The organism is Streptomyces sp. NPDC017993 (assembly GCF_044328065.1).
Taxonomy (GTDB): Bacteria; Actinomycetota; Actinomycetes; order Streptomycetales; family Streptomycetaceae; genus Streptomyces.
Map to the genome: position 1 here is coordinate 320,414 of NZ_JBIRGO010000004.1, position 22,355 is coordinate 342,768.

Annotated in this window: 19 protein-coding genes; 9 read left to right on the forward strand and 10 right to left on the reverse strand. The window is 72.7% G+C overall.

Going from position 1 to position 22,355, the window contains the following annotated elements; translation table 11 throughout:
- Window positions 1-25: 25 nt before the first annotated feature.
- The 3 genes from ACH4FH_RS08775 to ACH4FH_RS08785 all read left to right on the forward strand — a co-directional run bounded on the left by ACH4FH_RS08775 (window position 26) and on the right by ACH4FH_RS08785 (window position 3,996).
- Window positions 26-889 (forward strand): LysR family transcriptional regulator, encoded by an 864-nt coding sequence (locus ACH4FH_RS08775; protein ID WP_398555040.1) that lies wholly within the window; start codon window positions 26-28, stop codon window positions 887-889.
- A gap of 276 nt (window positions 890-1,165) precedes the next feature.
- On the forward strand, window positions 1,166-2,992 hold the full coding sequence (locus tag ACH4FH_RS08780) for an AMP-dependent synthetase/ligase (RefSeq protein WP_398555041.1): 1,827 nt from the start codon (window positions 1,166-1,168) through the stop codon (window positions 2,990-2,992).
- 170 nt (window positions 2,993-3,162) lie between these two features.
- A complete protein-coding gene (locus ACH4FH_RS08785) occupies window positions 3,163-3,996 on the forward strand; it encodes an aldo/keto reductase (RefSeq protein WP_398555042.1) in 834 nt (277 codons plus the stop codon).
- Between the two features lie 75 nt (window positions 3,997-4,071).
- On the opposite strand, the gene ACH4FH_RS08790 is transcribed toward ACH4FH_RS08785, so the two are convergent.
- On the reverse strand, window positions 4,072-5,025 hold the full coding sequence (locus ACH4FH_RS08790) for a class I SAM-dependent methyltransferase (protein ID WP_398555043.1): 954 nt from the start codon (window positions 5,023-5,025) through the stop codon (window positions 4,072-4,074).
- A 123-nt stretch (window positions 5,026-5,148) separates the two neighbouring features.
- Between ACH4FH_RS08790 and ACH4FH_RS08795 the strand changes: the two genes are divergently transcribed.
- The 3 genes from ACH4FH_RS08795 to ACH4FH_RS08805 all read left to right on the forward strand — a co-directional run bounded on the left by ACH4FH_RS08795 (window position 5,149) and on the right by ACH4FH_RS08805 (window position 7,799).
- Window positions 5,149-6,237: a DUF1266 domain-containing protein gene (locus tag ACH4FH_RS08795; RefSeq protein ID WP_398555044.1), complete on the forward strand. Its 1,089-nt coding sequence runs from the start codon at window positions 5,149-5,151 to the stop codon at window positions 6,235-6,237.
- A gap of 222 nt (window positions 6,238-6,459) precedes the next feature.
- On the forward strand, window positions 6,460-7,044 hold the full coding sequence (locus tag ACH4FH_RS08800) for a sigma-70 family RNA polymerase sigma factor (protein WP_398555045.1): 585 nt from the start codon (window positions 6,460-6,462) through the stop codon (window positions 7,042-7,044).
- Entirely contained in the window at window positions 7,041-7,799 is a 759-nt protein-coding gene (locus ACH4FH_RS08805) for an anti-sigma factor domain-containing protein (protein WP_398555046.1), read from the forward strand. The genes ACH4FH_RS08800 and ACH4FH_RS08805 overlap by 4 nt, the downstream gene beginning before the upstream one ends.
- A gap of 255 nt (window positions 7,800-8,054) precedes the next feature.
- Here ACH4FH_RS08805 and ACH4FH_RS08810 read toward each other — a convergent pair whose 3' ends face one another.
- The 4 genes from ACH4FH_RS08810 to ACH4FH_RS08825 all read right to left on the reverse strand — a co-directional run bounded on the left by ACH4FH_RS08810 (window position 8,055) and on the right by ACH4FH_RS08825 (window position 12,293).
- Window positions 8,055-8,891, reverse strand: coding sequence for a DUF1295 domain-containing protein (locus ACH4FH_RS08810; protein ID WP_398555047.1), 837 nt, complete (start codon window positions 8,889-8,891; stop codon window positions 8,055-8,057).
- On the reverse strand, window positions 8,888-10,186 hold the full coding sequence (locus ACH4FH_RS08815) for a class I SAM-dependent methyltransferase (RefSeq protein ID WP_398555048.1): 1,299 nt from the start codon (window positions 10,184-10,186) through the stop codon (window positions 8,888-8,890). Before ACH4FH_RS08815 ends, ACH4FH_RS08810 begins: the two co-directional genes overlap by 4 nt.
- Entirely contained in the window at window positions 10,183-10,872 is a 690-nt protein-coding gene (locus tag ACH4FH_RS08820; RefSeq protein WP_398555049.1) for a DUF1365 domain-containing protein, read from the reverse strand. The genes ACH4FH_RS08815 and ACH4FH_RS08820 overlap by 4 nt, the downstream gene beginning before the upstream one ends.
- 86 nt (window positions 10,873-10,958) lie before the next feature.
- Window positions 10,959-12,293: an NAD(P)/FAD-dependent oxidoreductase gene (locus ACH4FH_RS08825; RefSeq protein ID WP_398555050.1), complete on the reverse strand. Its 1,335-nt coding sequence runs from the start codon at window positions 12,291-12,293 to the stop codon at window positions 10,959-10,961.
- 543 nt (window positions 12,294-12,836) lie between these two features.
- Between ACH4FH_RS08825 and ACH4FH_RS08830 the strand changes: the two genes are divergently transcribed.
- Window positions 12,837-13,370 (forward strand): DUF6286 domain-containing protein, encoded by a 534-nt coding sequence (locus tag ACH4FH_RS08830; RefSeq protein ID WP_398555051.1) that lies wholly within the window; start codon window positions 12,837-12,839, stop codon window positions 13,368-13,370.
- 386 nt (window positions 13,371-13,756) lie between these two features.
- Window positions 13,757-14,683 carry a YihY/virulence factor BrkB family protein gene (locus ACH4FH_RS08835; RefSeq protein WP_398555052.1) on the forward strand — a complete coding sequence of 309 codons (927 nt, stop codon included), beginning with the start codon at window positions 13,757-13,759 and terminating at the stop codon, window positions 14,681-14,683.
- A 13-nt stretch (window positions 14,684-14,696) separates the two neighbouring features.
- On the opposite strand, the gene ACH4FH_RS08840 is transcribed toward ACH4FH_RS08835, so the two are convergent.
- Window positions 14,697-15,008 carry a 4a-hydroxytetrahydrobiopterin dehydratase gene (locus ACH4FH_RS08840; RefSeq protein ID WP_398555053.1) on the reverse strand — a complete coding sequence of 104 codons (312 nt, stop codon included), beginning with the start codon at window positions 15,006-15,008 and terminating at the stop codon, window positions 14,697-14,699.
- A 196-nt stretch (window positions 15,009-15,204) separates the two neighbouring features.
- Between ACH4FH_RS08840 and ACH4FH_RS08845 the strand changes: the two genes are divergently transcribed.
- On the forward strand, window positions 15,205-16,017 hold the full coding sequence (locus ACH4FH_RS08845; protein WP_398555054.1) for a helix-turn-helix domain-containing protein: 813 nt from the start codon (window positions 15,205-15,207) through the stop codon (window positions 16,015-16,017).
- Window positions 16,018-16,060: 43 nt separating this feature from the next.
- On the opposite strand, the gene ACH4FH_RS08850 is transcribed toward ACH4FH_RS08845, so the two are convergent.
- The 4 genes from ACH4FH_RS08850 to ACH4FH_RS08865 form a co-directional block, all read right to left on the reverse strand.
- Window positions 16,061-16,483: a nuclear transport factor 2 family protein gene (locus tag ACH4FH_RS08850; protein WP_398555055.1), complete on the reverse strand. Its 423-nt coding sequence runs from the start codon at window positions 16,481-16,483 to the stop codon at window positions 16,061-16,063.
- 218 nt (window positions 16,484-16,701) lie between these two features.
- Window positions 16,702-18,132 carry a DUF2252 domain-containing protein gene (locus ACH4FH_RS08855; RefSeq protein WP_398555056.1) on the reverse strand — a complete coding sequence of 477 codons (1,431 nt, stop codon included), beginning with the start codon at window positions 18,130-18,132 and terminating at the stop codon, window positions 16,702-16,704.
- Window positions 18,133-18,483: 351 nt separating this feature from the next.
- Window positions 18,484-19,920: an amino acid permease gene (locus ACH4FH_RS08860; RefSeq protein WP_398555057.1), complete on the reverse strand. Its 1,437-nt coding sequence runs from the start codon at window positions 19,918-19,920 to the stop codon at window positions 18,484-18,486.
- A gap of 87 nt (window positions 19,921-20,007) precedes the next feature.
- Complete coding sequence (locus ACH4FH_RS08865) at window positions 20,008-22,221, reverse strand: phage holin family protein (RefSeq protein WP_398555058.1); 2,214 nt, start codon at window positions 22,219-22,221, stop codon at window positions 20,008-20,010.
- Window positions 22,222-22,355 lie beyond the last annotated feature (134 nt).

Consider the following 22,355-nt stretch of genomic DNA (forward strand, 5'->3'; position numbering starts at 1 on the left):
GCCCGCACGCCTTGAGGTGAGCCCCGTGTTCGAACCCTCGCAGCTGCGCACTTTCCTCACCGTGGCGCAGACCCTGAGCTTCACGCAGGCCGCACACCGGCTGGGACTGCGCCAGTCGACGGTGAGCCAGCACGTACGGAAGCTGGAGGAGGCGGCCGGGCGGCGGCTGTTCGCCCGGGACACCCACGCAGTGGAGCTGACCGAGGACGGCGAGGCGATGCTCGGCTTCGCGCGCACGATCCTGGAGGCGAACGAGCGGGCGGCCGGTTTCTTCGCCGGCACCCGGCTGCGCGGCAGGCTGCGGTTCGGCGCCTCGGAGGACTTCGTCCTGACCCGGATGCCGGAGGTGCTCGAAGGGTTCCGGCGCGAGCATCCCGAAGTCGATCTTGAGCTGACGGTCGAGCTGTCGGGGACGCTGCACGAGCTGCTGGCGGCCGGCCGACTGGATCTGGTTCTCGCCAAACGCCGCCCCCAGGAGTCGCGCGGCCGGCTGGTCTGGCACGACCGGCTGGTCTGGGTGGGCACCGAACGGCTGCGCCTCGATCCGCAGCAGCCGGTTCCTCTGGTCGTTTATCCGCCACCTGCGCTGACCCGCGCCCGCGCGCTGGAAGCCCTGGAGCGCCAGGGCCGGGAGTGGCGGATCGCCTGCACCAGCGGAAGCCTGAACGGGCTGATCGCCGCGACCCGCGCGGGGCTGGGCGTGATGGCCCACACGCTCGGCATGATCCCGCCCGGCCTGCTGCGGATCCCGCCGCGAGCGGGGCTGCCGGACCTCGGCGGGGTGGACTTCGTCCTGCTCCACGGGCGCCGCGACGCCGCGGCACGGGGCCCGGCGGAGGCGCTGGCCGACGCGATCCTGGCCGGCGGCGACCGGCTGCACCTCCCCTAGGGCACGACCCGGGCGGACGCGGCCACGGCCCCCTCGTCGCAGGTCACCCGTCCGTGGCGGGCGCGTGCAGAGATTTCGTGCAGATACCGTCCCGATGCCGTGATCGTTCGGGGCCCACCGGGCCGGATCATGTCCACGCTTCTCCGAAGTAGCCCGATTTAGCCGGTTGGCCACTTCCCGCTCCCGCTCGTTCGCCACGTGGTACGGGACTCCCGCCGGCGGCCACCGTGGGGTACCGTCGCGGCCTTGTGAGGAGCACCACGAGGAGCTGGGTCATTGCGCGAGTTCACCGTCCCGCCTTTGGCGACCGCGCCCCGGGTCGGCGGGCTTGCGGACGCCGTCTTCGATCACGCCGACTCCGAACCCGAACGTGTCGCACTCGCCCGTAAGGACGACGACGGCAACTGGCAGAACGTCAGCTCGGCACAGTTCCGGGACGAGGTTCTCGCCCTTGCCAAGGGCCTGCTCGCGCAGGGCGTCCGGTTCGGCGACCGCGTCGGCATCATGTCGCGCACCCGCTACGAGTGGACCCTGTTCGACTTCGCCCTGTGGTCCGTGGGCGCCCAGTCCGTACCGCTGTATCCGACGTCGTCGGCCGAGCAGGTCTGCTGGATGCTGTACGACGCCGACGTCTCTGCCTGCCTGGTCGAGCACGAGGACCACGCGATGACCATCGGCTCGGTCATCGACCGGCTTCCCCATCTGCGCAAACTGTGGCAGCTGGACGCCGACCCGGTGGCGGAGTTGACCGCCGCGGGGGCGCACATCGACGACGACGTGGTGCACCGGCACCGGCTGGCCGTCACCCCGGACGCGGTCGCGACGATCATCTACACGTCCGGCACCACCGGCCGTCCCAAGGGCTGCGTCATCACGCACGCCAACTTCATGGCCGAGGCCGACAACATGGTCATGCGCTACGAGACGGTCTTCACCTCGAAGCCGGGCGACGAGGCGGCGACGCTGCTCTTCCTCCCGCTGGCGCATGTCTTCGGGCGGATGGTCCAGGTCTCCGCCATCCGTGGGCGGGTGAAACTGGCCCACCAGCCGGAACTGGCCGCCCGCGCTCTCCTGCCGGACCTGCAGAGCTTCCAGCCCACCTTCATCCTCGCGGTGCCGTACATCTTCGAGAAGGTCTTCGCGGCGTCCCGGCGCAAGGCGGAGGCGGAGGGCAAGGAAGGTCCGTTCGACAAGGCCGTCGAGGTCGCGGTGCGGTACGCCGAGGCGCAGGAGAACAAGGCGTTCGGTACCGGCCCCGGCCCCGGCGCCGCTCTGCGGATGCAGCATCAGCTCTTCGACAAGCTCGTCTACAGCAAGGTCCGTACGGCGATGGGCGGCCGGGTGCGGCATGCGATGTCCGGCGGCTCGGCGATGGAGCGCCGCCTCGGGCTGTTCTTCGCCGGCGCCGGAGTGCGGATTTTCGAGGGCTACGGCCTGACGGAGAGCACCGCGGCCGCCACCGCCAACCCGCCCGAGCGGACCCGCTTCGGCACCGTCGGCACGCCCGTCCCCGGCACCACGGTGCACATCGCGGAGGACACGGAGATCTGGCTGTACGGCGGCCAGGTCTTCCAGGGCTACCACAACGACCCCAAGGCGACCGACGCGGTGCTGCACGACGGCTGGTTCGCCACCGGTGACCTGGGCGCCCTCGACGAGGACGGCTATCTGACGATCACCGGCCGGAAGAAGGAGATCCTGGTGACCTCCGGCGGCAAATCCGTCTCGCCGGTGGGCCTGGAGGAGCGGGTACGGGCGCATCCGCTGGTCGCGCAGTGCATCGTCGTCGGCAACGACCGGCCGTTCGTCGCCGCGCTGGTGACCCTGGACCCCGAGGCGGTCGCCCACTGGCTGGCCATGCGCGGCAAGCCGGAGCTGCCGCCGACCGACCTGGTGCGCGATCCGGATCTGGAGACCGAGATCCGGCGCGCCGTGGTCGCCGCCAACACGCTGGTCTCCCAGGCGGAGTCGATCCGCACCTTCCGGATACTGGCTCACCAGTTCAGCGAGGAACACGGACTGCTGACGCCGTCCCTGAAGCTCAAGCGCAAGGCGATCGAGACGGCGTACTCGGCCGAGGTGGACGCGCTGTACCGGTCCTGAGGGCGGGGCGCGGCGGGGCTCGCCCTCGCCGGCCGCCGCGGACCGGGACATTCGCACACGGATACGAACGCCCGGATTTCCGTATCCCATCGAGATGCGCGGGAATGCGCCACGGTTGATGATCGTTGACGAGGGGGAACAGGAAAGTCGACGTAAGGATCGAATCCCCCGTGAGCAAGGTCCCCTCCATCACGCTCAACAACGGCATCGCGATGCCGCAGCTCGGTTTCGGCGTCTGGCAGATCCCCGACGACGAGGCGTTCACCGCCGTCGGCCATGCCCTGGAGGCCGGTTACCGCAGCATCGACACCGCGGCGATCTACGGCAACGAAGAGGGCACGGGGAAGGCTCTCGCCGCTTCCGGCGTCGCCCGTGACGAACTCTTCGTCACGACGAAGCTGTGGAACGCGGAACAGGGCTATGACTCCACCCTGCGCGCCTTCGACACCTCCCTGGGCAAGCTGGGCCTGGAGTACGTGGATCTGTATCTGATCCACTGGCCACTGCCCTCCAAGGACGCGTACGTCGACACGTACAAGGCGTTCGAGAAGATCCTCGCGGACGGCCGTGCGAAGTCCATCGGTGTCTCCAACTTCCAGCCCGCCCACCTGGAGCGGCTGCTGGGCGAGACGTCCGTCGTCCCGGCCGTGAACCAGATCGAGCTGCACCCGCAGTTCCAGCAGGCCGAGTCCCGCGCCTTCCACGCGCGGCACGACATCGCGACCGAAGCCTGGTCGCCGCTGGGTCAGGGCAAGGGTCTGCTGGAGGACCCGAAGATCGCCGAGCTCGCCGCGAAGCACGGCAAGACCCCCGCCCAGGTCGTCCTGCGCTGGCACCTCCAGCTGGGCAACGTCGTCATCCCCAAGTCCGTGACCCCGTCCCGGATCAAGGAGAACCTCGACGTCTTCGACTTCGAGCTGGACGACGCGGACGTCGCCGTCGTCGCCGGCCTCGACGCCGGCAACCGGCTGGGCCCGGACCCGGCCACCTTCGACGTGGCCTGACCCCCACGACCACAGCGCCGCCCGGCCGTGCCGGGCGGCGCTGTGGCGTGTCCGGACCCCGCCGGGGCCGTGCCGTTACTGTGCCCGCGCCGTGTGCACGGTCTGGGCGGCCAGGAGGAAGACGTCGGGGCGACGGGTGACGCCCGCCGGGTCCTCCGGGTCGGTCAGCCGGGCGAGGTTCATGAGGTCGTCCGCTTCCAGCCGGTCGGCGAACGCCTCGCTGCTGCGGGTGAGATTGGCCGAAATGAACTGCCGTGCGTCGTCGGAGAGCGGCGCCGGCAGGTCCAGCAGGAAGCTGCGGGTTCGCGGCGCACGCAGTCCCGCGTCCGCGAGGAAGGCCGGCCAGTCCTCGACGTCCGCTGCGGCGTCGGGCAGCTCCGCCCGCATCTGCGCGAACCACTCCTCGCCGACGGCGTCGAGGCGTGCCTGAAGCCCCGGGCGGCCGATGCCGATGTCGCGCGGCAGGAAACGCGGGGCCAGACCGCCCTCGGCGACGGCCAGCAGACCGCCGGGCCGCAGATGCCCGGCGAGGGCGGCCACCGCGGCCCGCTGGTCACCGACGTGGTGCAGGGCCTTGCTGGACCAGATGAGATCCGCCCCGCCGAGTGCGTCGAGCCCGTCCGGGACCTCGGCGAGATGGGTACGCACCCGGTCGGCCAGCCCGAGGCGGTCGGCGCGGGCCCGGGCACGTTCCAGGAGCCCCTCGGCGGCGTCCACCGCGACGATCTCGGCGTCGGGGAAGGCCCGCGCCAGGAGACAGGCCACGACCCCCGGCCCGCTGCCCACGTCGAGGACCCGCCGCACGGCGTCGGGGCCGGTGCCACCGGCGGCGGTGAGCAGCTCACGCAGCCAGGCCGCCGCCTGCTCGTAGAGCGGTGTGTGCAGCTCGGCGCCGCGTTCGAGGAAGGGACCGAGGGTCTCCCAGTCCACCAGCACGTCTTCGGAGGTGTGCACATGTGCCGACGGGCGGTGGGTGTGCGCGAGGGGTGCGGCGACCTGCCCGTGTCCGGGGTGGGGGTGATTGCTCATGGGACCGAGCCTCCGATGCGGGTCGTTCTCCGGCAAGCTTTCTTGCCGTTTCGGCAACATCCCCCCGGATCCCGCCGGGCTGCCGGCTCACCGTAGGGTCTGGCTGTGGGTACTCCGGGATGGATGCCGCCGACCGATACGGAACGGCGGCTGTGCGAAGCGACGGCGCGTGGTGACTGGGACGGACAGGTCGCGGCGATCGCCGGTGAGGATCTCTATCTGGCGGTACCGCAGCAGGGTCAGGACCCGCTGCCCGTCTACGACGACCCCGCGACAGGCGGTAAGTGCATTCCCGTCCTGACGCGCGGCATGCTGCCGGCCTGGCAGCCACAGCAGTTTTTCGACCGGGTGTCGGTCGAGGACCTGGCGCAGGACTGGCCCAACGACAAGTGGCAGCTGGCGGTCAACCCGGGCACGCCGTGTGCCGCCTATCTGGCCGCGTCGGCAGCCCACCGCGCCGCCTGGATGCGCATCCGCGGGCAGGTCGGCGTGCGGCCCGGCGGGCTGCTCGCCACCCACTTCGCCGGCCCCCTGCACGGTCCGACCGCGCAGGGGCTGGCCTGCGGCGCGCCCCTCGCGGTGCACCACAGCGTGCCGTGGAACGAGCTCGGTACGGCATTCCTCGACCATGCCACGGACGCGGAGACCCTGCGCGCGCAGTGGTCGGTGACCGATCCGGCAAGTTGGCAGCAGCGGCTGGACCAGCTGCTCGGCGGCGAGTTCGTCCCCCGGGAGACCGAGGCCGCGCTGCGTGCCCGTGCCGGCGGACGGCGTCCGGCCGGCGAGGCCGCCGACGCCGGAAGCCAGGGTGAGGAGGCGGCAGCCACGTCCGGCGAGGCCGCCTCGCCGGAGGTCCCCGAGCTGGTGAGCCGGTACGAGGAGCGGTTCCGCACCGACGGGTTGCTGCCGGCCGACGGCACGGTGGTCTCGCTCGTCGCGCTGGATCACGCGCACGCGGTGAATCTCGTCCGCTGGGGGCTGAGCGCGCGGCTGTGCGACCCGCCGCGGGCCGAGCAGGCCGTGCAGCGGGCCGGCGCGCAGGCCAGGGAGGTGTATGCCTCGTGGGAGGAGTTCGCCGCGGGCTACGCGCTGGGGCGGATGCTGGCGTTCGACAACGGCTGGTTCGGGCCGCAGTACGCCGAGACCGTGCACATCCACCGCGTCCTCACCCAGGACCCCGGCTCCCCGTGGCGCTGCCTGCCCTTCGCCTGACGCCCGTGGCCCCGCGGCCTTCGGCCGGCCCACCCGCGTCGCGGAGGGGCCGCGGGCCCTCGGCGGCGGCCCCTCCTTCACCAATCTTTGTGCCTCTGGAGAGAAAACCCGGCAACCGGCCCATCCACCCACCTGCCGGCTCCGAATCATGGCAGGGACCTCGGCGGCGTCACCCCGCACGCGGAGGGACCGACGGCACATGGCATCCAGGAGGACGGCCCGGTGAGAGAACCCGTATGGATCGGTGGCCCGGCACAGCGCGGGCCCGACCTGGAGGAGCTGCTGGGGCAGGTGGCCCGCGGCGACCAGGGGGCCTTCGGGCCCGTGTACGACGCGCTGGCCGGGCCGGTGCTCGGCCTGGTGCGGTCGGTCCTGCGGGATCCGGCGCAGTCGGAGGAGGTGGCGCAGGAGGTCCTGGTGGAGGTGTGGCGCACCGCCGCGCGCTTCCGCCCCGAGCGGGGCTCGGCGACCAACTGGGTCCTGACGCTGGCTCACCGCAGGGCGGTCGACCGGGTGCGTTCGGCGCAGGCGGCGGCCAACCGCGAGCACCGGGCGGCGCTGCTGGACCACTCCCCCGCGTTCGACGAGGTGACCGAGCAGGTGGAGAACCGGCTGGAGCGTGAGCAGGTGCGCCGCTGTCTGCGCACGCTCACCGAACTCCAGCGCCAGTCCGTCACGCTGGCGTACTACCAGGGCCTGACCTACCGCGAGGTGGCGGAACTGCTGACCGTGCCGCTCGGCACGATCAAGACGCGGCTGCGGGACGGCTTGATCCGGCTCCGTGACTGCCTGGGGGTGAGCGTATGACCAGCGCCGATCTCCACACGCTGACGGGCGCGTACGCCGTCAACGCGCTGCCCGAGGCCGAGGCCCGGGAGTTCGAGCGGCATCTGTCGGACTGCGAGGGCTGCGCACAGGAGGTGCGGGAACTCGCCGCGACCGCGGAGCGACTGGGGCGCGCGATGGCGGTGGTGCCGCCGCCCGAGATGAAGGAGCGGGTGCTGCGCAGGGTCTCCACGGTGCGCCAGGAGCCGCCGAGGGTGGCCCGTGGGGGCCGTCGGGCCGCCGGCCCGACGCGCCGTGCGCGCCGCCTGCCGCGGTGGGCCCTCGCGGCGTGCCTGGCCGCGGCGGCGGCGTTCGGCGGTGTCGCCGTGTGGCAGCACGGCCAGGCGGTGGACGCCCGCGACCAGGCCCAACGCACCGAACAGCGCGCCGAGTCGGTGGCCCGGGTGCTGACGGCCCCGGACGCACGGGTGACGAACGGGAAGGTCGGCGATGCCGGCACCGGCACGGTGGTGGTCTCCCGGAGCCGCAACCGGGCCGCGTTCCTGGTGTCCGGGCTGCCGCGCCCTGCGGAGGGCACGGTCTACCAGCTGTGGTTCAACGACGGGGGCACGATGCGGCCCGCCGGCCTGCTCGACCCCGGCCGTGCGGACGCGGCGGTGCTGATGGACGGTGGCATCGACCGAGCCTCGGGGATGGGCGTCACCGTCGAGCCCGCCGGCGGGTCGCCGCAACCCACGACGAAGCCGATCGCCCTGATGAGTTTCACCGGGGTGTAGGGCGGGGCGAGGAGAGGGCTCGGGAGGTTCCGCTCCCTCTCCGCCCCCGGCGGGGGCGGCATCTCGCCTTCGTCGCCTCCGAGCGCGTCCCATGCGGGGGGGCTTCCTCGTCCAGGATCCGGCCCACCAGCGCACCACCGAAGACCACGCCCCCCACACCGACCAACCAGGACTGCGATACCGAACACGGTCGTCGAATGCAGGGCCTGGCCGGGGCCGGTGAACAACTGCTCCACCTGTCCGCGCGGGGGACCGTCACGGCAGGCGTCGCAGTCCTCCCCCGCCGCCCTTCCGTGGCGGCAGCGGGAAGAAGCCGCTGGTGCGGGCCCGGTACGCGGCGAAGCCCGGACGGTCGGCCATATGGGCCTCCAGCAGGCGCTTTCCGCTGCCGACGGTCAGCAGGGCGGTCATCACCAGCGGTGCGACGGCGGCGACCGCCGCGGCCTGCCACTGTTCGCAGGCGAGCAGATAGAGCCCCCACCAGACACAGAAGTCACCGAAGTAGTTGGGGTGCCGGGTCCAGGCCCACAGGCCGCGGTCCATGATCCTGCCCTTGTTCGCCGGGTCGGCCTTGAAGCGCGCGAGCTGGTGGTCGCCGACCGCTTCGCAGCCGAAGCCGAGCAGCCAGAGCGCCACGCCGGCCAGGGTGAGTGGGCCCGGTTCGCCGGTGACGTAACAGGCGGCCTGGACGGGCAGCGAGACCAGCCAAACCAGGGCCCCTTGCAGGAGGTAGATCTTGCGCAGCGCGTACCAGGCGGGGTTTCCGGGTGCACGGGCCAGCATCCGAGCGTAGCGCGGGTCCTCGCCGTGTCCGCGGCCGCGCCGGGCGATGTGCCCGGCGAGCCGCAGTCCCCAGAGCAGCGTCAGAACGACCACGAGCGCGCGCCGTCCGGCGTCCGGCCCGTCGGCTGCGCCGGACAGCCCGTAGGAGACCGACGCCACGACGCAGAAGCCGATCCCCCAGGCCACATCCACGATCCGGTGCACGCCCCGTGACCGGGCCGCCGCGAAGGTCACCAGCATGACGGCGAGCGCCGCCCCTGCGGCCACGGCGAGGTTGACCGCGAAGGCGCCCCACAGGAAGCCGTTCACGAGGTGCCGTTCGGTGCGGCGGCCGCCGCTGCCTCGTTCCGCTGGAGGAGCAGCTGGTGGACGTCGAGATAGCGGGCCCGGAAGCCCGCCTCGGAGTACGCGAGATAGAAGGTCCACATCCGGCGGAAGGTCGCGTCGAACCCCAACCGGTCGACCTCGTGGGCGTGTTGGGTGAAGCGGTCGCGCCACAGTCGCAGGGTCTCCGCGTAGTGCGCGCCGAAGCCGGCGCGGTCGGTGACGCGGAGCGTGGTGTGCTCCCGGACGCAGTCCTCGATCGCGGTGACGGAGGGGAGGAAGCCGCCGGGGAAGATGTACTTCTGGATCCAGGTGTAGGTGTGGCGGGTAGCCAGCATCCGGTCGTGCGGCATGGTGATCGCCTGGAGCGCGATCCGGCCGCCGGGGGCGAGCAGCCGTTCCAGGGTGGCGAAGTACGCCGGCCAGTAGTCGGCTCCGACGGCTTCGATCATCTCGACGCTGACGACGGCGTCGTAGCGGCCCTCGATCTGCCGGTAGTCGCGCAGCTGGACGGTGATCCGGTCCTGTAGGCCGGCCCGCAGGACGCGCTGCTCGGCAAGAGCGCGCTGTTCCTCGGAGAGGGTGACCGTCACGACCTGGGCGCCGCGGCGGGCGGCCCGCAGCGCGAGTTCGCCCCAGCCGGTGCCGATCTCCAGCAGCCGGGTGCCGGCGCCGACCGCGGCCAGGTCCAGCAACCGGTCGATCTTCCGATATTGCCCGGCCGTGAAGTCCCTCTGATGGGCGGGCAGTTGGGGAAAGAGCGCCGAGGAGTAGCTGAGCGTTTCGTCGAGGAAGAGAGCGAAGAGGTCGTTGGACAGGTCGTAGTGGTGCGCGATGTTGGTCCGCGAGTTGCCGGGGGTGTTACGCCCTTCGTCGGGCTGCCGGCGCGCCCAGGCGCCCCGCAGCCGTTGGAGGGGTGCGGGGACGAGGGTGGCGGCGTGCTCGGCGAGCACCGTCAGCACGCCCACCAGGTCCTCGGCCTCCCACTCGCGCGCCATGTACGACTCACCGAATCCGATCAGCCCGTCCGCGCCGATGCGGCGGTGGAAGTCCTCGGGCGCCCGCAGTTCGAGCAGCGGGCCACCTGCGCCGAGTATCCGGCCGGACGGCAGCCGGACACTCAGCGGCAGCCGCGCCAGGGCGTGCCGCAGGATCCCCTCGGCCGCTGCGGCGCGCGGTGCGGAGCATCGGGGAACCGCCGCCACATCCGGCCATCGGGCGGCGTCCACCACCTCGGGAGCGGGGGACACGGCGGCGGGGCGGGAAACGGAGGTGCTCACTCCATACCTTCCTGGGGTCGGTGTCGGGGACGCGGCTGCACGGGCAGACCGCGCAGGAACAGTCGGATGCCCTGGGTGCGGATACGGGCCGAGACGACGGCGGTGGACCACGGGTGGCGGGCGGCCGCGGCGCACAGGGTGCGCAGGGCGGCCGGGCGTCGTACGCCCCGCACGGTCGCGGTGAACGGCCGGCCCCGCGCCCGCTCCAACCGGACGGTCAGGTTCAGCCGGTCGGTCGGCTCGGGCAGCCGCATCCGGTAGTCGCCGTCGACGGGGAAGAACGGCGAGACGTAGAACTCCTTGGTGGCACGGGCGGTGCCGTCGGGGTCGGGGTGCATCAGGTAGCAGTGCCGCTCGCCGTAGGTGTTGTGCACTTCGGCGACCACGCAGCGCAGGGTGCCGTCCCGGTCGTGGCACCAGTAGAGGGTGAGTGGGTTGAAGACGTGCCCCAGCACGCGGGCGTGCGCGAGCATGCGGACCCGGCCGCCGTCCAGCTCGATGTCCCGGGCGGCCAGCCAGCGCTCCAGTCCGGCCCGCAGGGTGGGGGCGGTCCCGGCGAAGTGGTCCCGTGGGTCGAAGTGCGCCAACCACCGCAGCGGAAGAGGGAGTCGAGGCGTGTGGTCGAGGTCGATCAGCCAGAGGTAGGTGCGATGGCGGAAGGCGTGGCGCAGGGGAGCCGTGCGCACATGGGTCACCTCGCAGGCGTACAGCGACGCGCCCCGAAGGCCCCGGCGGCTCCGGGCGCGCACGGGAGTCCTGGTCGTCCCGGGGCTCACCACCGCACGCCCAGCCTGGCCGCCGCCGACACCCCGGAGCGGGCGCCGTCCTCGTGGAAGCCCCAGCCGTGATACGCGCCGGCGAAGGCGGTGACGGTGTCGTCGAGGGCCGGAAGGCGCGCCTGGGCGGCCACCGATTGCGGGGTGAACACGGGGTGTTCGTAGACCATGCGGGCCAGCACCTTCGCCGGGTCCACCCGCTCGGCGGCGTTGAGGGTGACGACGTACTCCTCGGCCGCCTCCAGCCGCTGCAATCGGTTCATGTGGTAACTGACCAGCACCTGACCGGCGTCGGCGGAACACGACGGCATCAGGTAGTTCCAGGAGGCCGCGGCGCCCCGACGGCGCGGCAGGGGCGCGGTGTCGGTGTGCAGGAGCGTGGGGTTGCGGGAGTAGGTGAAGGCGCCGAGGGCCTCGCGCTCGGCGTCGGTGGCGTCGGCCAGCAGCCGCAGCGCCTGATCGGGGTGAACGGCGATCACGACCGCCTCGTGACGGTCGACGCTGCCGTTCTCCGCGGTGACCTCGACACCGGCCGCGCCGCCCCCGTCGGCGGCCACCCGGCGCACGGCCCGTACGGGTGTGCCCGTCCGGACGGCGTGCAGCTGCTTGGCGACCCGGTCGACGTACGTGCGCGAGCCGCCGGTGACGGTGCGCCAGGTGGGCGAGCCGCCGACGGCCAGCATGCCGTGGTGGTCGAGGAAGCGGAACAGGTACCGGGCGGGGTAGCGCAGGGCGGTGGACGGGCCGCAGGACCAGACCGCGGAGACCAGCGGCGTCATGAAGTGGGCGGTGAAGTACGGGGAGAACCGGCCGCGCCGCAGGAACGCGCCGAGGGTGGGTTCGGGGTCCTCGTGCGGCTCGGAGGCAGCGTCACGGCCGCCCGTGCCGGAAGGGGCGTCGGCGGCCCCCGTGGCCAGCAGGGCGCGGGCCGCACGGCGGAAGGCCACGATCTCGGTCAGCATCCGCAGATAGCGCGGGCGCAGCGCGTTGTCCGGCCGGGCGAACAGCCCGGCGAGGCCGCGGGCGCCCGCGTATTCCAGCCCGCAGCCCTCGCACCGCACGGACATGCTCATCTCCGACTCCTGCGTCGGCACGTCCAACTCGTCGAAGAGGCGCAGCAGATGGGGGTAGGTGCGACGGTTGTGCACGATGAAGCCGCTGTCGACGGGCACCACCCGGCCGTCGGGGGTGGGGACGTCATGGGTGTGGGCGTGTCCGCCGAGCCGGCCGTCCGCCTCGTAGAGCGTGACGTCGCGTGCGGTACTCAGGACGTACGCGGCGGTCAGTCCCGCCACTCCACTGCCGATCACCGCGACGCTGCGCTGCCGCATCCCTGGCTCTCCTCACGCCGGTGAGCGGCGCCGGGTGCGCCGCCCTTCCCCGGCTATTCGGAGCCGACGGCCGAACGGATTGGCCGGCTCCGGAAGATCGCCCTCCGACCACTGCCCCCGCCGGACAGAAAGGGCGAACCGGCCAAGTGGGGGACGCGACCGCGCACACCGCGAGCGGCTTGCCGGCGGTCCGCCACCCGGCGCTGCGGCGGGAGCCCTGGAGGACGGCGTGCGGGGAAGTGGCCGATGTCGTTTACCGGGGCGGTGCGTGGGCAGGTACTCCGGTCGGCCTGCGGCGTCGCGAGCGCACGGCTTCGGCTGTCCGACCGTGCTCCTGACTCCCCCGCCGCGCCGGTCCTGGCGCGGCCACGGCATACCATCCGGCATCATGCGGCCGGGCGCACCGTGCCCGGTCCCGGAATCGCGGTCGGCGATGCGCCGGGACGTGGGACGGTGGACGCGCGAACCGGCAGTTGGCGAGAAAGACGACGAGGGAGGCGGGCGGCGATGTGGCGTAGGAGCAGGGGGCAGACGGAGGCCGGCATGCGAGGGGTGGAGCACCACCGCTCCGTGGCGTGGCCGGTGGGCCTCGGACTGCTGGGCTGTGCCGTGCTGCTCGGACCCGCCGTGGCCCGTCTGCTGTCGCGTGAGCTGCCCATCTGGATCAGCGCGTTGACCGGACACCTCGCGCTGCGGGCCACGGACGGTTGGGCGATCGGCGGCGGCGCGGCCCTCGCGCTGGCCGGGGCGGCCATGGTGGTCACCGCTCTCCTGCCCGGCACACGCCAGGAGCGGACGAGGGGCCCGCTGATGCCGGGGGTCCGCGCGTCGCTGGACCGGCGTGGCGTCGGCAGTCTGCTGCGGGACACGGCCCTACGGGTACCAGGGGTCGCCGGCGTACGCGTGCGCGTCCACCGGCGGCGTGCCGTCGTGCGGGCGGTACTGGCCTTCGGTGACCCCTCCGAGGCCCGCGAGACTCTGCTCGCCGCCCTCGCGGCCCACCGGGACCGGCTCGGCCTCACCCGCCCACCGCGGTTGGTCGTACGCATCGCGCCCCTCGTGTGCCACACGCCGTGAGTCACGGGCACGGGAGGGGTGTGCGGGCGGAGCGGCGCCGCAAGGGATGATGGCGGTCCCGGCCCGACGGCCGGCAGCGATGGCCTGACGGCACACGCCGTACCGCGCCGACACCACAGGGCGCAGGGCACGCCACCCGAGGGTGCGCGGAAAAAGGGCCGGGTGCGGTAACCGGCTCGTAGGAGAGGACGTAGAGGACATGGGTGGGAGCGGTGTGCGCCGCGGGCCGGACCGGACACGGCCGGCTCCGGCGGGACCGGCGAGGACGGGCTGCCTGCCCTCGCCCGGCTTGCCGGCGCGCCCGTCGGCCAGGACGCGGCGCGGCTCCGCGCCGAACCGGCCGAGCGAGGAGCCGCGACCGCGCGCCCTCACTCCGGGAGACCACCGTGCCCGCTGACGCCACCGGGCCCGGCGGACCCGAGCAGCCCGACGAGCCCCCCGCGGCACCCTCCACCCTGCCCACCTGGGCCCAGTGCCGCACCGCGCTGCGCCGTACGCCGGTGTCCGTCTGGAACGACGATGTGACGGACTGGGCGGCGAGCCTGACCTACTACTCGGTCCTGGCGCTGCTGCCCGCGCTGATCGTCACGGTGTCCCTGATCGGGCTGGCCGATCCCCCGGCCACCGAGCAACTCATCAACCACCTCACCTCCCTCGCCCCGGCCGACTCCGGCCCGACCGTGCGCCGCGCGCTGGTGACCATGGCGCATCAGCGCGCCGCCGCGTGGGTGGTGGTCGGTGGCGCGATGATCAGCGCCCTGTGGTCGTCGTGCAGCTATCTCGCGGTGTTCCGCCGGGCCCTGCACGCCATGCACCGGACGAAGGACGACCGTCCGCCGTGGCGCAAGGCGCCGCGCATCCTGGCGACGGCGCTGCTGCTCCTGGCGCTGCTGATCATCAGTGCGGTGGCGCTGCTGGTGAGCGGGCCGATCGCGAGCGCCCTCGGCCAGGCGCTCGGACTCGGCGCGGCGGGCGAGGCCACCTGGAACATTCTCAAGTGGCCCCTGTTGCTGCTGCTCGCCATCGTGCTGGTGATGGTGCTCTTCCGGTCCGGGCCACCCCGTTCCCGCGGGGTGCGGCGGGCGGCGCCCGGCGGACTGGTCTCCGTGCTGATGTGGCTGGTGTCCTCGGCGGGCTTCGCGATCTACGCCTCGTACGTGGGCACCTTCAACCGGCTCTACGGTTCGCTCGCGGGCCCGGTGGTCTTCCTGATCTGGCTGTGGTTCTCCCACCTGTCGCTGCTGTCCGGCGCCCAGTTCAACGCCGAACTCGCCCGCGCGCGGCGGCCGGTGGAACGCCCCGAGCACCGCTGACACCGGCTCGCGGTCAGTGCGCGCCGTGGCCCGGGGCGACCTCCTCGACGCGGCGTGCGAGGTCGAAGTCGAGGTCGGTGACCCGCCCGCCCACGCTGTGCGTGTTCACCGCGACGCGGAGCTGCTTGTAGCCGAGCGTGAGGACGGCGTGATGGCCCAGCGCCTCCTGGATCGCCGCGACATGGAGCACCGCCGCGGCCGCCGCGAAGTTGTCGTCGAAGGAGTAGCTGCGGCGCAGCAGGTCGTCCTCCACGGACCAGCCCGGCAGCTGCGCCAGCCGCTCCTGGATCTCCTCGTCGCCGAGCGCTTGTCCTTGAGCAGTCATGGCGTTCGCCTCTCCACGGTGGGCGGGTGACTGCCGCAGCTGCTGCGGCAGCTTCAGCCTGGCACGCCGGCAGGCCCACCGCAGGCGGGACACGAGGGGCGACACCCGCACCGACGTCCCCTGCACCGACGCCCCGGCGCAGGGACCGGGCCACACCCGCCCGCCGGCGCCGGCCCGGTCCGCTACGGTCCCTCCCATGACGACTGCCGCGGCCCTCTCGACGAAGTCCTCGGGCGTGGGGGCCCTGTTGCGCGCTTGGCGCGATCGCCGCCGGATCAGCCAGCTGGAGCTGGCACTGCGCGCCGGCTCCTCCGCGCGGCACATCAGCTTCATCGAGACGGGCCGCTCCCGCCCCAGCGCCGAACTGGTGCTGCGGCTCGCCGAACACCTGGATGTCCCGGTACGCGAGCGCAACGCCCTGCTGGTCGCGGCCGGTTACGCGCCGATGTTCCCCGAGACCCCCATGGACGACCCGTCGATGGAGGCCCTGCGCACGGGCATGGAGCGGATGCTGACCGCTTACGAGCCGTTCCCCGCGCTGGTGATGGACGGCACGTACGACGTGCAGGCCGCGAATCGAGGGATCGCCGTGCTCCTGGAGGGCGTCGACGCGTCCTTGCTGAGTCCACCGCTGAACGCCATGCGGATCACCCTCCACCCGCGAGGGCTGGCACCGCGTATCCGCAATTTCCTGGAGTGGCGCGCCCACCTCTTCACCCAGATGGAGCGGCAGCTGGCCCTGCTGCGCTCCGCACCGCTGCGGGCGCTCCACGACGAGGTGCGCGGCTATCCACTGCCCGACGGCGGCCGGGAGACGGCGGCTCTCGGTGAGCACCCGCCGTTCGCGCTCCCCCTGAGGATCGAGCACGGGGGCGCGGTGCTCTCCTTCATCTCCACCCTCGCGACCTTCAACACCCCCATGGATGTCACGGTCTCCGAACTCGCGGTGGAAACCTTCCTCCCGGCCGATCCGCAGACCGCCGCCGCAATCCGTACCTGGTCGCTGTAGGGAGCGGTGGGCGGCTCTCCCGCTTTCTGGCGGCCCGTCCTGCTCAGACTGCCGGTACCCGGTCGAGGAACCCGAGAACGGCGCTGATGCGACCGTCCTCCGCCAGTCGCACCACATCGAAACCCGCGACGGGCGCCGTGCCGTCCGCGGCATTGACCAGTTCCCATCCGAAGCGCGCGATGTCGTGATGCCCCTCGACGTCCCCCAGCGGCCGGAACACCCACCCCGGGAACTGCGCGTGCGCCCCCGTGATCACCGCCGCGATCCCCTCGTGGCCGGTCACGTCGGCCAGCGGATCGGTATACCGCCCCTCCTCGGTGAACGCCCCGGCGACCGCCTTGCCGAGAGCCTCCTGACCGGCCGCGTTCCACGCCTCGAAATACCGCGCGACGGCGTCCGCGTAGACCTGGCTCCCGGGGGACGGTTCGGCGGACGGCCGGGTGGCCTGCTGCTCGTTCTGCGTCATGACACGCTCCTTGGATGTCCGGATGGCACGGCTGACGGATACCGATCCACGAGCCGGAGTGCGCCGGCCCGTGAACCGATGCCCTCACCCTGCCGGGGCGGGGAGCGGTGGTCGATTACGTGCGAGGTAATGAAGCAGCTGATCTGCGTGGCCACCAGGAGCGTGGTGAGCGGTGCAGGAGGCCGACGATTCCCGATCCCCAGGGCCCCCTCCCCGTGTCAGGAAGTCGGCAGCTCCTCCGCGGGCAGCCTCCCCGCGCGCACCGCGTCGACCAGGGCCTGGTGGTCGTGCTCGTTCTGGTCGGCGTATGCCTCCGCGAAGGTCGCGAGTGCCCGGTCGAAGGGGTCGCCCTTGCCCAGGTACGCGGCGATCGCGATCCGGTCGCCGGACCGCGCGTGCGCACGAGCCAGCGTGACCCCGCACAGTTCGCCGAACGCCCGCATGTCCTTCGGCCGCATCCTCTCCGGCATGGCGATGCCCTTCCAGTCACGCAGCTGGCGGACGTAGAAGTCTCGTTGCCTGCCGTCGATCCCGTCCACCCGTTCCCAGCCGAGGAAGATGTCGCTCGTGGCCTGCATCAACCGCTGCCCCGAGACCACCCGCTCGCCCTGGTTGCGGTACTGGCTCGCGCCGACGTGTTCGGCGAGCACGGAGGTGTCGGCCTCCTTGGCCTGGAGGAAGAGCGGGTCCTGGTCGTCCCGGCCGAGGAGCAGGAAGATCCAGCACCGGGTGCCGACACTTCCGACGCCGACCACCTTCCGGGCGACGTCCGCCAGCCGGTAGTCCTCCAGGAGCGTGCGCCGGTCGGACGGCAGCGTACGGCCGTACCGTTCGATCAGGCTGCGGAACCGGCTTTCGAGCGCGCTGCGCTCGACGTCCGGCAGCAGGTGGCTGATCGGGACGAGCAGAGGGGGGTCCGCGGCGATCCTGGTCCTGCCGTCGACCCTTTCCGCGACCTTGGCGAAGGTTTGCAGGCTGTCGCGGGTGCGGGCCTTGGCCATGGCGCGTGCCAGGTTCCTCCGGCCGCGCTTGTGGAGCTTGCCCGAGGCCAGGGCCGCCAGCTGGTCCGCGTCGATCTTGGCGTACCAGACGTCGAGGTTGCCCTCCGCCGCGAAGCGGATCATCGCCTCGCGGTACGCACGGACCGTGGAGCTCACGATGCGGGCGCGCTCGGCGTCGTCGAAGTCGTTCGCCCTGCCGGCGATGACAAGACTCGCTGCCAGCCGCTTGACGTCCCACTCCCAGGGGCCCGGCAGCGTTTCGTCGAAGTCGTTGATGTCGAACATCAACTGCCGCTCCGGGGAGGCGAGCAGACGGAAGTTCAGCAGGTGCGCGTCCCCGCACAGCTGGGCCGTGATTCCCGAGCGCGGGGTGTCGGCCAGGTCGGCGGCCATGATGGCGGCGGCGCCCCGGTAGAAGCGGAACGGGGACTCCGTCATCCGGCCGTAGCGGATCGGGACGAGTTCAGGCACCCGTGCGGCGGACTGCGCTTCCAGGATCGATAGCGGGTCCGGCCTGTGGGGGGCGGGCTCGTACTCGGCGTGGCTCGATCGCGGCGTGTGGCGACGGGCCTCCTTGCCGAGCGCAGCACGTTCCTGGGGCGTGGCGAGGGCTGCCGCGCGCATCGCCGTGGTCGCGTTCCGGGGCATCGAAGGCCCTCCTGCCTGGCCCTGCGGCCGTCGCATCCGGAGGGCACGCCGGCCGACAAGGCTGCCGTGGCGGCATCGGCCGTCAGGCGGCGAGGGTGTCCAGGGCGGGTTCAGATGCGGTGGACATGTCGCCTGCATGCCCTCCTGGTGTGTGTCCGAGCCCGAATGGGAAAGCGCGGCGCACGGAACGGATGTCCGATGTGATGTCCGATTGTCCGCGAGCGTCGGGGTTCCTCTCAACCGTAGAACCCATCCGCGCCTCGCGCATGGCACGTGGGTGCGCAACGGCCCCCGGCCGGGACACCGGCGCGGCGCGCGCTCTCCGCCCGAGCGCCCCGGAGGCGGCAGCTCCTACTGAGCGTCCGTCCCCGCAGCCGCCGCGGCGGTCGGCGTCGCGGGCTGCTCCGCCCGGCCGGTCTCGTCGGCGGTCTCGTCGGCGGTCTTCTGCGCCTCGGTCGTCGCCTGCGACGCCTCCTGCCGGCCGGTGCGTCGGGCCGCCATCCACGCGTAGACCAGGATTCCGGCGAAGAGGAACAGCACGCCCTGGTAGATGGCGGCGTAGCCGGCGCCCGCGACGAGCCAGAAGGTGAAGGCGAACGCGGCCAGCGCGAGGGTCAGGTCGCGGGCGAAGCGGGCCGGGCGGACCCGGTCGCGGCGGCCGGTCAGCAGGAAGTAGATCTGGGCGCCCGCGGCGAGCAGGTACGGGACGGTCGCCGAGAAGGTGGTGATCAGCACCAGTATTTCGAAGACGCCACCGGTGCCGATCAGGTAGTTGATCACCGTCAGGGCGGTGGCCAGCAGGGCGGCCGTCAGGACACCGAAGGTCGGCACGCCGCGCCGCTTGGTCAGGAAGGGGGCCGGGAACAGGCCGTCCTTGGCCGCGGCGTACGGCGACTGGGCGCTCATCAGTGTCCAGCCGTTGAGTGCGCCGATGATCGAGATCACCGCCGCGCCGGCGACGACGGTGCCGCCCCACTGCCCGCCGAACATCGCGTTCACGGCGTCCGAGAACGGCGCCTTGGACTCCACCAGCTTGTCGTGGGAGACGGTGCCGAACACCGCGATTGTGCCCAGCAGGTAGACGACGGCGGCGCCGACGGTGCCCAGGACGGTGGCGCGGCCGACGTTCCGCTCCGGGTCGCGGACCTCGCCCGCGCTCATCGCGGCGGACTCCACCCCGACGTAGCTGTAGAGCAGTATCGCGGCCGCCGCGGACATCCCGCCGACCGCGCTGCCGCCGCCCTCGTGGAACGAGCCGAGGTTGTCCGGGTCGAAGAAGAACAGGCCGACCACGGCGATGAAGAGCAGCGGCACGAACTTCAGGACGGTGGACACCATCTGGACGACGCCGATGTAGCGGGTGCCCGCGAAGTTGGCGAGCGCCGGCAGCCACAGGGCGCACAGCGCCACCGCGAGGTCGACGCCGCCGGACTCGTGCCCGGGGACGAGGACATGGACGTAGCCGACCACGGCGACCGCGAGCGCCGCGTTGCTGACCCAGGTCATGGTCCAGTACGACCAGGCGGAGAGGAAGCCGGCGAAGTCGCCGAACGCCTCGCGCGCGTAGACGTAGGGCCCTCCGGTGTCCGGGTGGCGCTCGGCGAGCCGTCCGAAGACCAGCGCGAGAGCGAGGGCGCCGATCGTCAGCACGCCGAAGGCGACCAGGCTGACGGTGCCGAAGGGGGCCACCGAGGCGGGCAGCAGGAAGATGCCGCCGCCGATGATGTTGCCCATCACCAGGGCGGTGGCGGTTCCGAGACCGAAACGGCGGGTGTGCCGGTCGTGCATGGCGTGGTGGGCCTCTCGTCGTGCGCGGTGCACCCGGGATTGCCGGGCGGTTGATTATCGTCGGCGAACGGCGGGCGCCGGCCAAAATCAGCGGGTTTTGTCCTGCGGAGTGTGGCCCTTGGGTGAAAAACCTTCGGGTGGGGCCACCGCGCGCCGCAGTTCGTCCTCACCCGCCGTGACCGGTGGCTGCGGCCCGTCGGCCCCTTGCGTGACGGGTGGCCGCGGGCCGTCCGCGGCTGCCGCCGTGCCCGGCTGTGGCGCGCCCGTACCCGCCGTGACCGGCAGCTGCGGCCCGTCGGCCTCCACCAGCCAACGCCGCAGCACCCGGTGCACGTGCTCCGCGCCGATCAGCGACTCGCTGTCGGCGGTCGGTGCGGTCAGCTCCCGCGGCCACAGCAGGAAGGGGTGGCTCTGGGGGCCGCCCAGTCCGCCGTGCGAGCCGATCTGCTCCTCGAAGGCGTGCACCGAGCCGGTCACCGGGTCGTAGGCGGAGTTGATCATGAGGTCGGCGGTGTGCGGGAAACGGTCGGTGCGGCGCACCGCGTCGGCCGCGCCCTCCCCGAACGGCGCCAGCGGATCGGCGCCGACGATGTGCCCGGTGTCGAGGTGGTGCTCGGTGTGGGCGGGGCCGAGCACCACGGCTCCGTGCTCCGCGGAACGCACGAGCACGAAGCCGATCCCGGGGTGGTTGGCGAGGGTGGCGAGCAGCGCGGGGTGGCGGCGGTCCAGCTCCTCCCGGGTGATCCGGCCGGGCACGGCCGGGAAGGACACCAGCCCCAAGTTCCCGGAGGCCAGCACGATCGGGCGGGAGGAGCTGTGCCCCTCGGTCTCCTCCGGACGGTGCAGGGCGGCGCGCGCCGCCTCCCTGGCCTCGGCGCCGCTGGGGGTCCGCCCCACGCGCCGTGACACCGGCAGCCCGCACCCGGCGCGTACGAGATCGCCCAGGCTCAGCCCGTAGCACTCCAGGAAGGTCGCGCCGTGACTCTGGCCGTGGTCGGAGAGCAGCACGACGCGGTACGGGCGCGGGGCGTACCGGGCGGCCGCGCCGATCAGCGCGATCGACCGGTCGAGGCCGCGCAGGACCTGGTGGGTGTCGCGGTGGCCGGGCCCGGAGTGGTGCGCGACCTCGTCGTAGGCCACGAGGTCGGCGTAGACGGCGCTGCGGCCGGCGAGCATGTCACCGACGACGGCGGCCACCACCACATCGCGTTCGACGACGGTCGCGAAGGCCCGGATGACGGGGTAGAGGCCGCCGCGTTTGACCCTGGGCAGCTCGTGGCGGAAGCGGGTGCGCAGCGACTGGACGATCTCGCGGACCACCTCGGCGACGAAGGAGACGGCGGTGCGGGTGGCGTTGGCCGGGTCGGAGAAGTACGCGAAGTAGCCGGCCCGGGAGCGATTGTGCCTGCCCCGGCGGGCCGCCACCGACATCACCAGGGCGACCTGGTCGGCGCCGCCGCTGAAGAGATTGCCGCGGCTGGCTCCGTCATAGGCGAGCAGGCCGCCGTACCCGGTGCGCTCGACGGCGCGCCGCTGGAGTTCGGCGGCGCCGCTGGGCCGGTTGCAGACCAGGAGTTCGCCGGTCTCCTTCTCGTACCAGCGGAAGGCGGGCAGGTCGTCGTTGCTGCCGTGCAGGATGGCGAGCTGGCTGGCGCCGGTCTGGCTGGACCAGTCGGTGCGCCACGGGGTGAGGCGGTGACTGCTGCCGGCCCAGCGGGCGACGGTCTCCATCAGCGGCCGGTCGCCGCTGACGGCCTCGCGGAGCAGGTCGTGGCCCAGGCCGTCGAGCTGGAGGAAGACCGTGCCGGGGGTCCGCGGGGGGTGGGCCGTGCCGGCCCGGCGGCCGCGGCGCCCGGCGAGCCGCACCAGCCGTCGGCGGTACGCCTCGTCGTTGCGTACCGCGAGGAAGGCGGACGTCGCCGAGGAGGTCGCGGACATCACGGCCGCGACGATCACGGCGGTCTCCGGCGCGGCCTGCCCGCGCCCCTCGGGGATCAGGCCCAGGGCGAGCAGCAGCAGGGAGCCGTTGAGGAAGAAGACCAGCAGACCGAGCACGAGGGCGGGCACCAGCAGCAGGGCACGTACGAGCAGGGGCCAGACCAGCGCGCTGAGCAGGCCGAACGCGCCGGCACCGAGAGCGGCGGTGACGGCGGTGCGGGTGACGCTGTCGCCACTCGGGGACTGCAACCGGAAGTCGGGCAGCAGCGCGGCGAGGGCGAGCAGGGTGAGGCTGGACACCGCCCAGACGGTGAGCACGCGCAGCAGCGCGCCGCTCAGGCTTCGCCACCTCGCCGTCCGCACGCCTTACCGCCTCACACGCTCGGCCCGCGCCGGCTGCGCGGGCGTGCGGCCAGCGTGTCACAGACCGTCGGACGCTAGAGGGGCGCGCCGGGGGACGCGGGGACGGGGTCGCGGGATCATCCGGGCCGCATCCG

Coding starts and splice junctions, on each gene's coding strand:
- ACH4FH_RS08845 (WP_398555054.1), top strand. CDS start 15,205: ATGACGACTGCCGCGGCCCTCTCGACGAAGTCCTCGGGCGTGGGGGCC.
- ACH4FH_RS08805 (WP_398555046.1), top strand. CDS start 7,041: ATGACCAGCGCCGATCTCCACACGCTGACGGGCGCGTACGCCGTCAAC.
- ACH4FH_RS08790 (WP_398555043.1), bottom strand. CDS start 5,025: ATGAGCAATCACCCCCACCCCGGACACGGGCAGGTCGCCGCACCCCTC.
- ACH4FH_RS08830 (WP_398555051.1), top strand. CDS start 12,837: ATGCGAGGGGTGGAGCACCACCGCTCCGTGGCGTGGCCGGTGGGCCTC.
- ACH4FH_RS08825 (WP_398555050.1), bottom strand. CDS start 12,293: ATGCGGCAGCGCAGCGTCGCGGTGATCGGCAGTGGAGTGGCGGGACTG.
- ACH4FH_RS08795 (WP_398555044.1), top strand. CDS start 5,149: ATGCCGCCGACCGATACGGAACGGCGGCTGTGCGAAGCGACGGCGCGT.
- ACH4FH_RS08855 (WP_398555056.1), bottom strand. CDS start 18,132: ATGCCCCGGAACGCGACCACGGCGATGCGCGCGGCAGCCCTCGCCACG.
- ACH4FH_RS08840 (WP_398555053.1), bottom strand. CDS start 15,008: ATGACTGCTCAAGGACAAGCGCTCGGCGACGAGGAGATCCAGGAGCGG.
- ACH4FH_RS08860 (WP_398555057.1), bottom strand. CDS start 19,920: ATGCACGACCGGCACACCCGCCGTTTCGGTCTCGGAACCGCCACCGCC.
- ACH4FH_RS08850 (WP_398555055.1), bottom strand. CDS start 16,483: ATGACGCAGAACGAGCAGCAGGCCACCCGGCCGTCCGCCGAACCGTCC.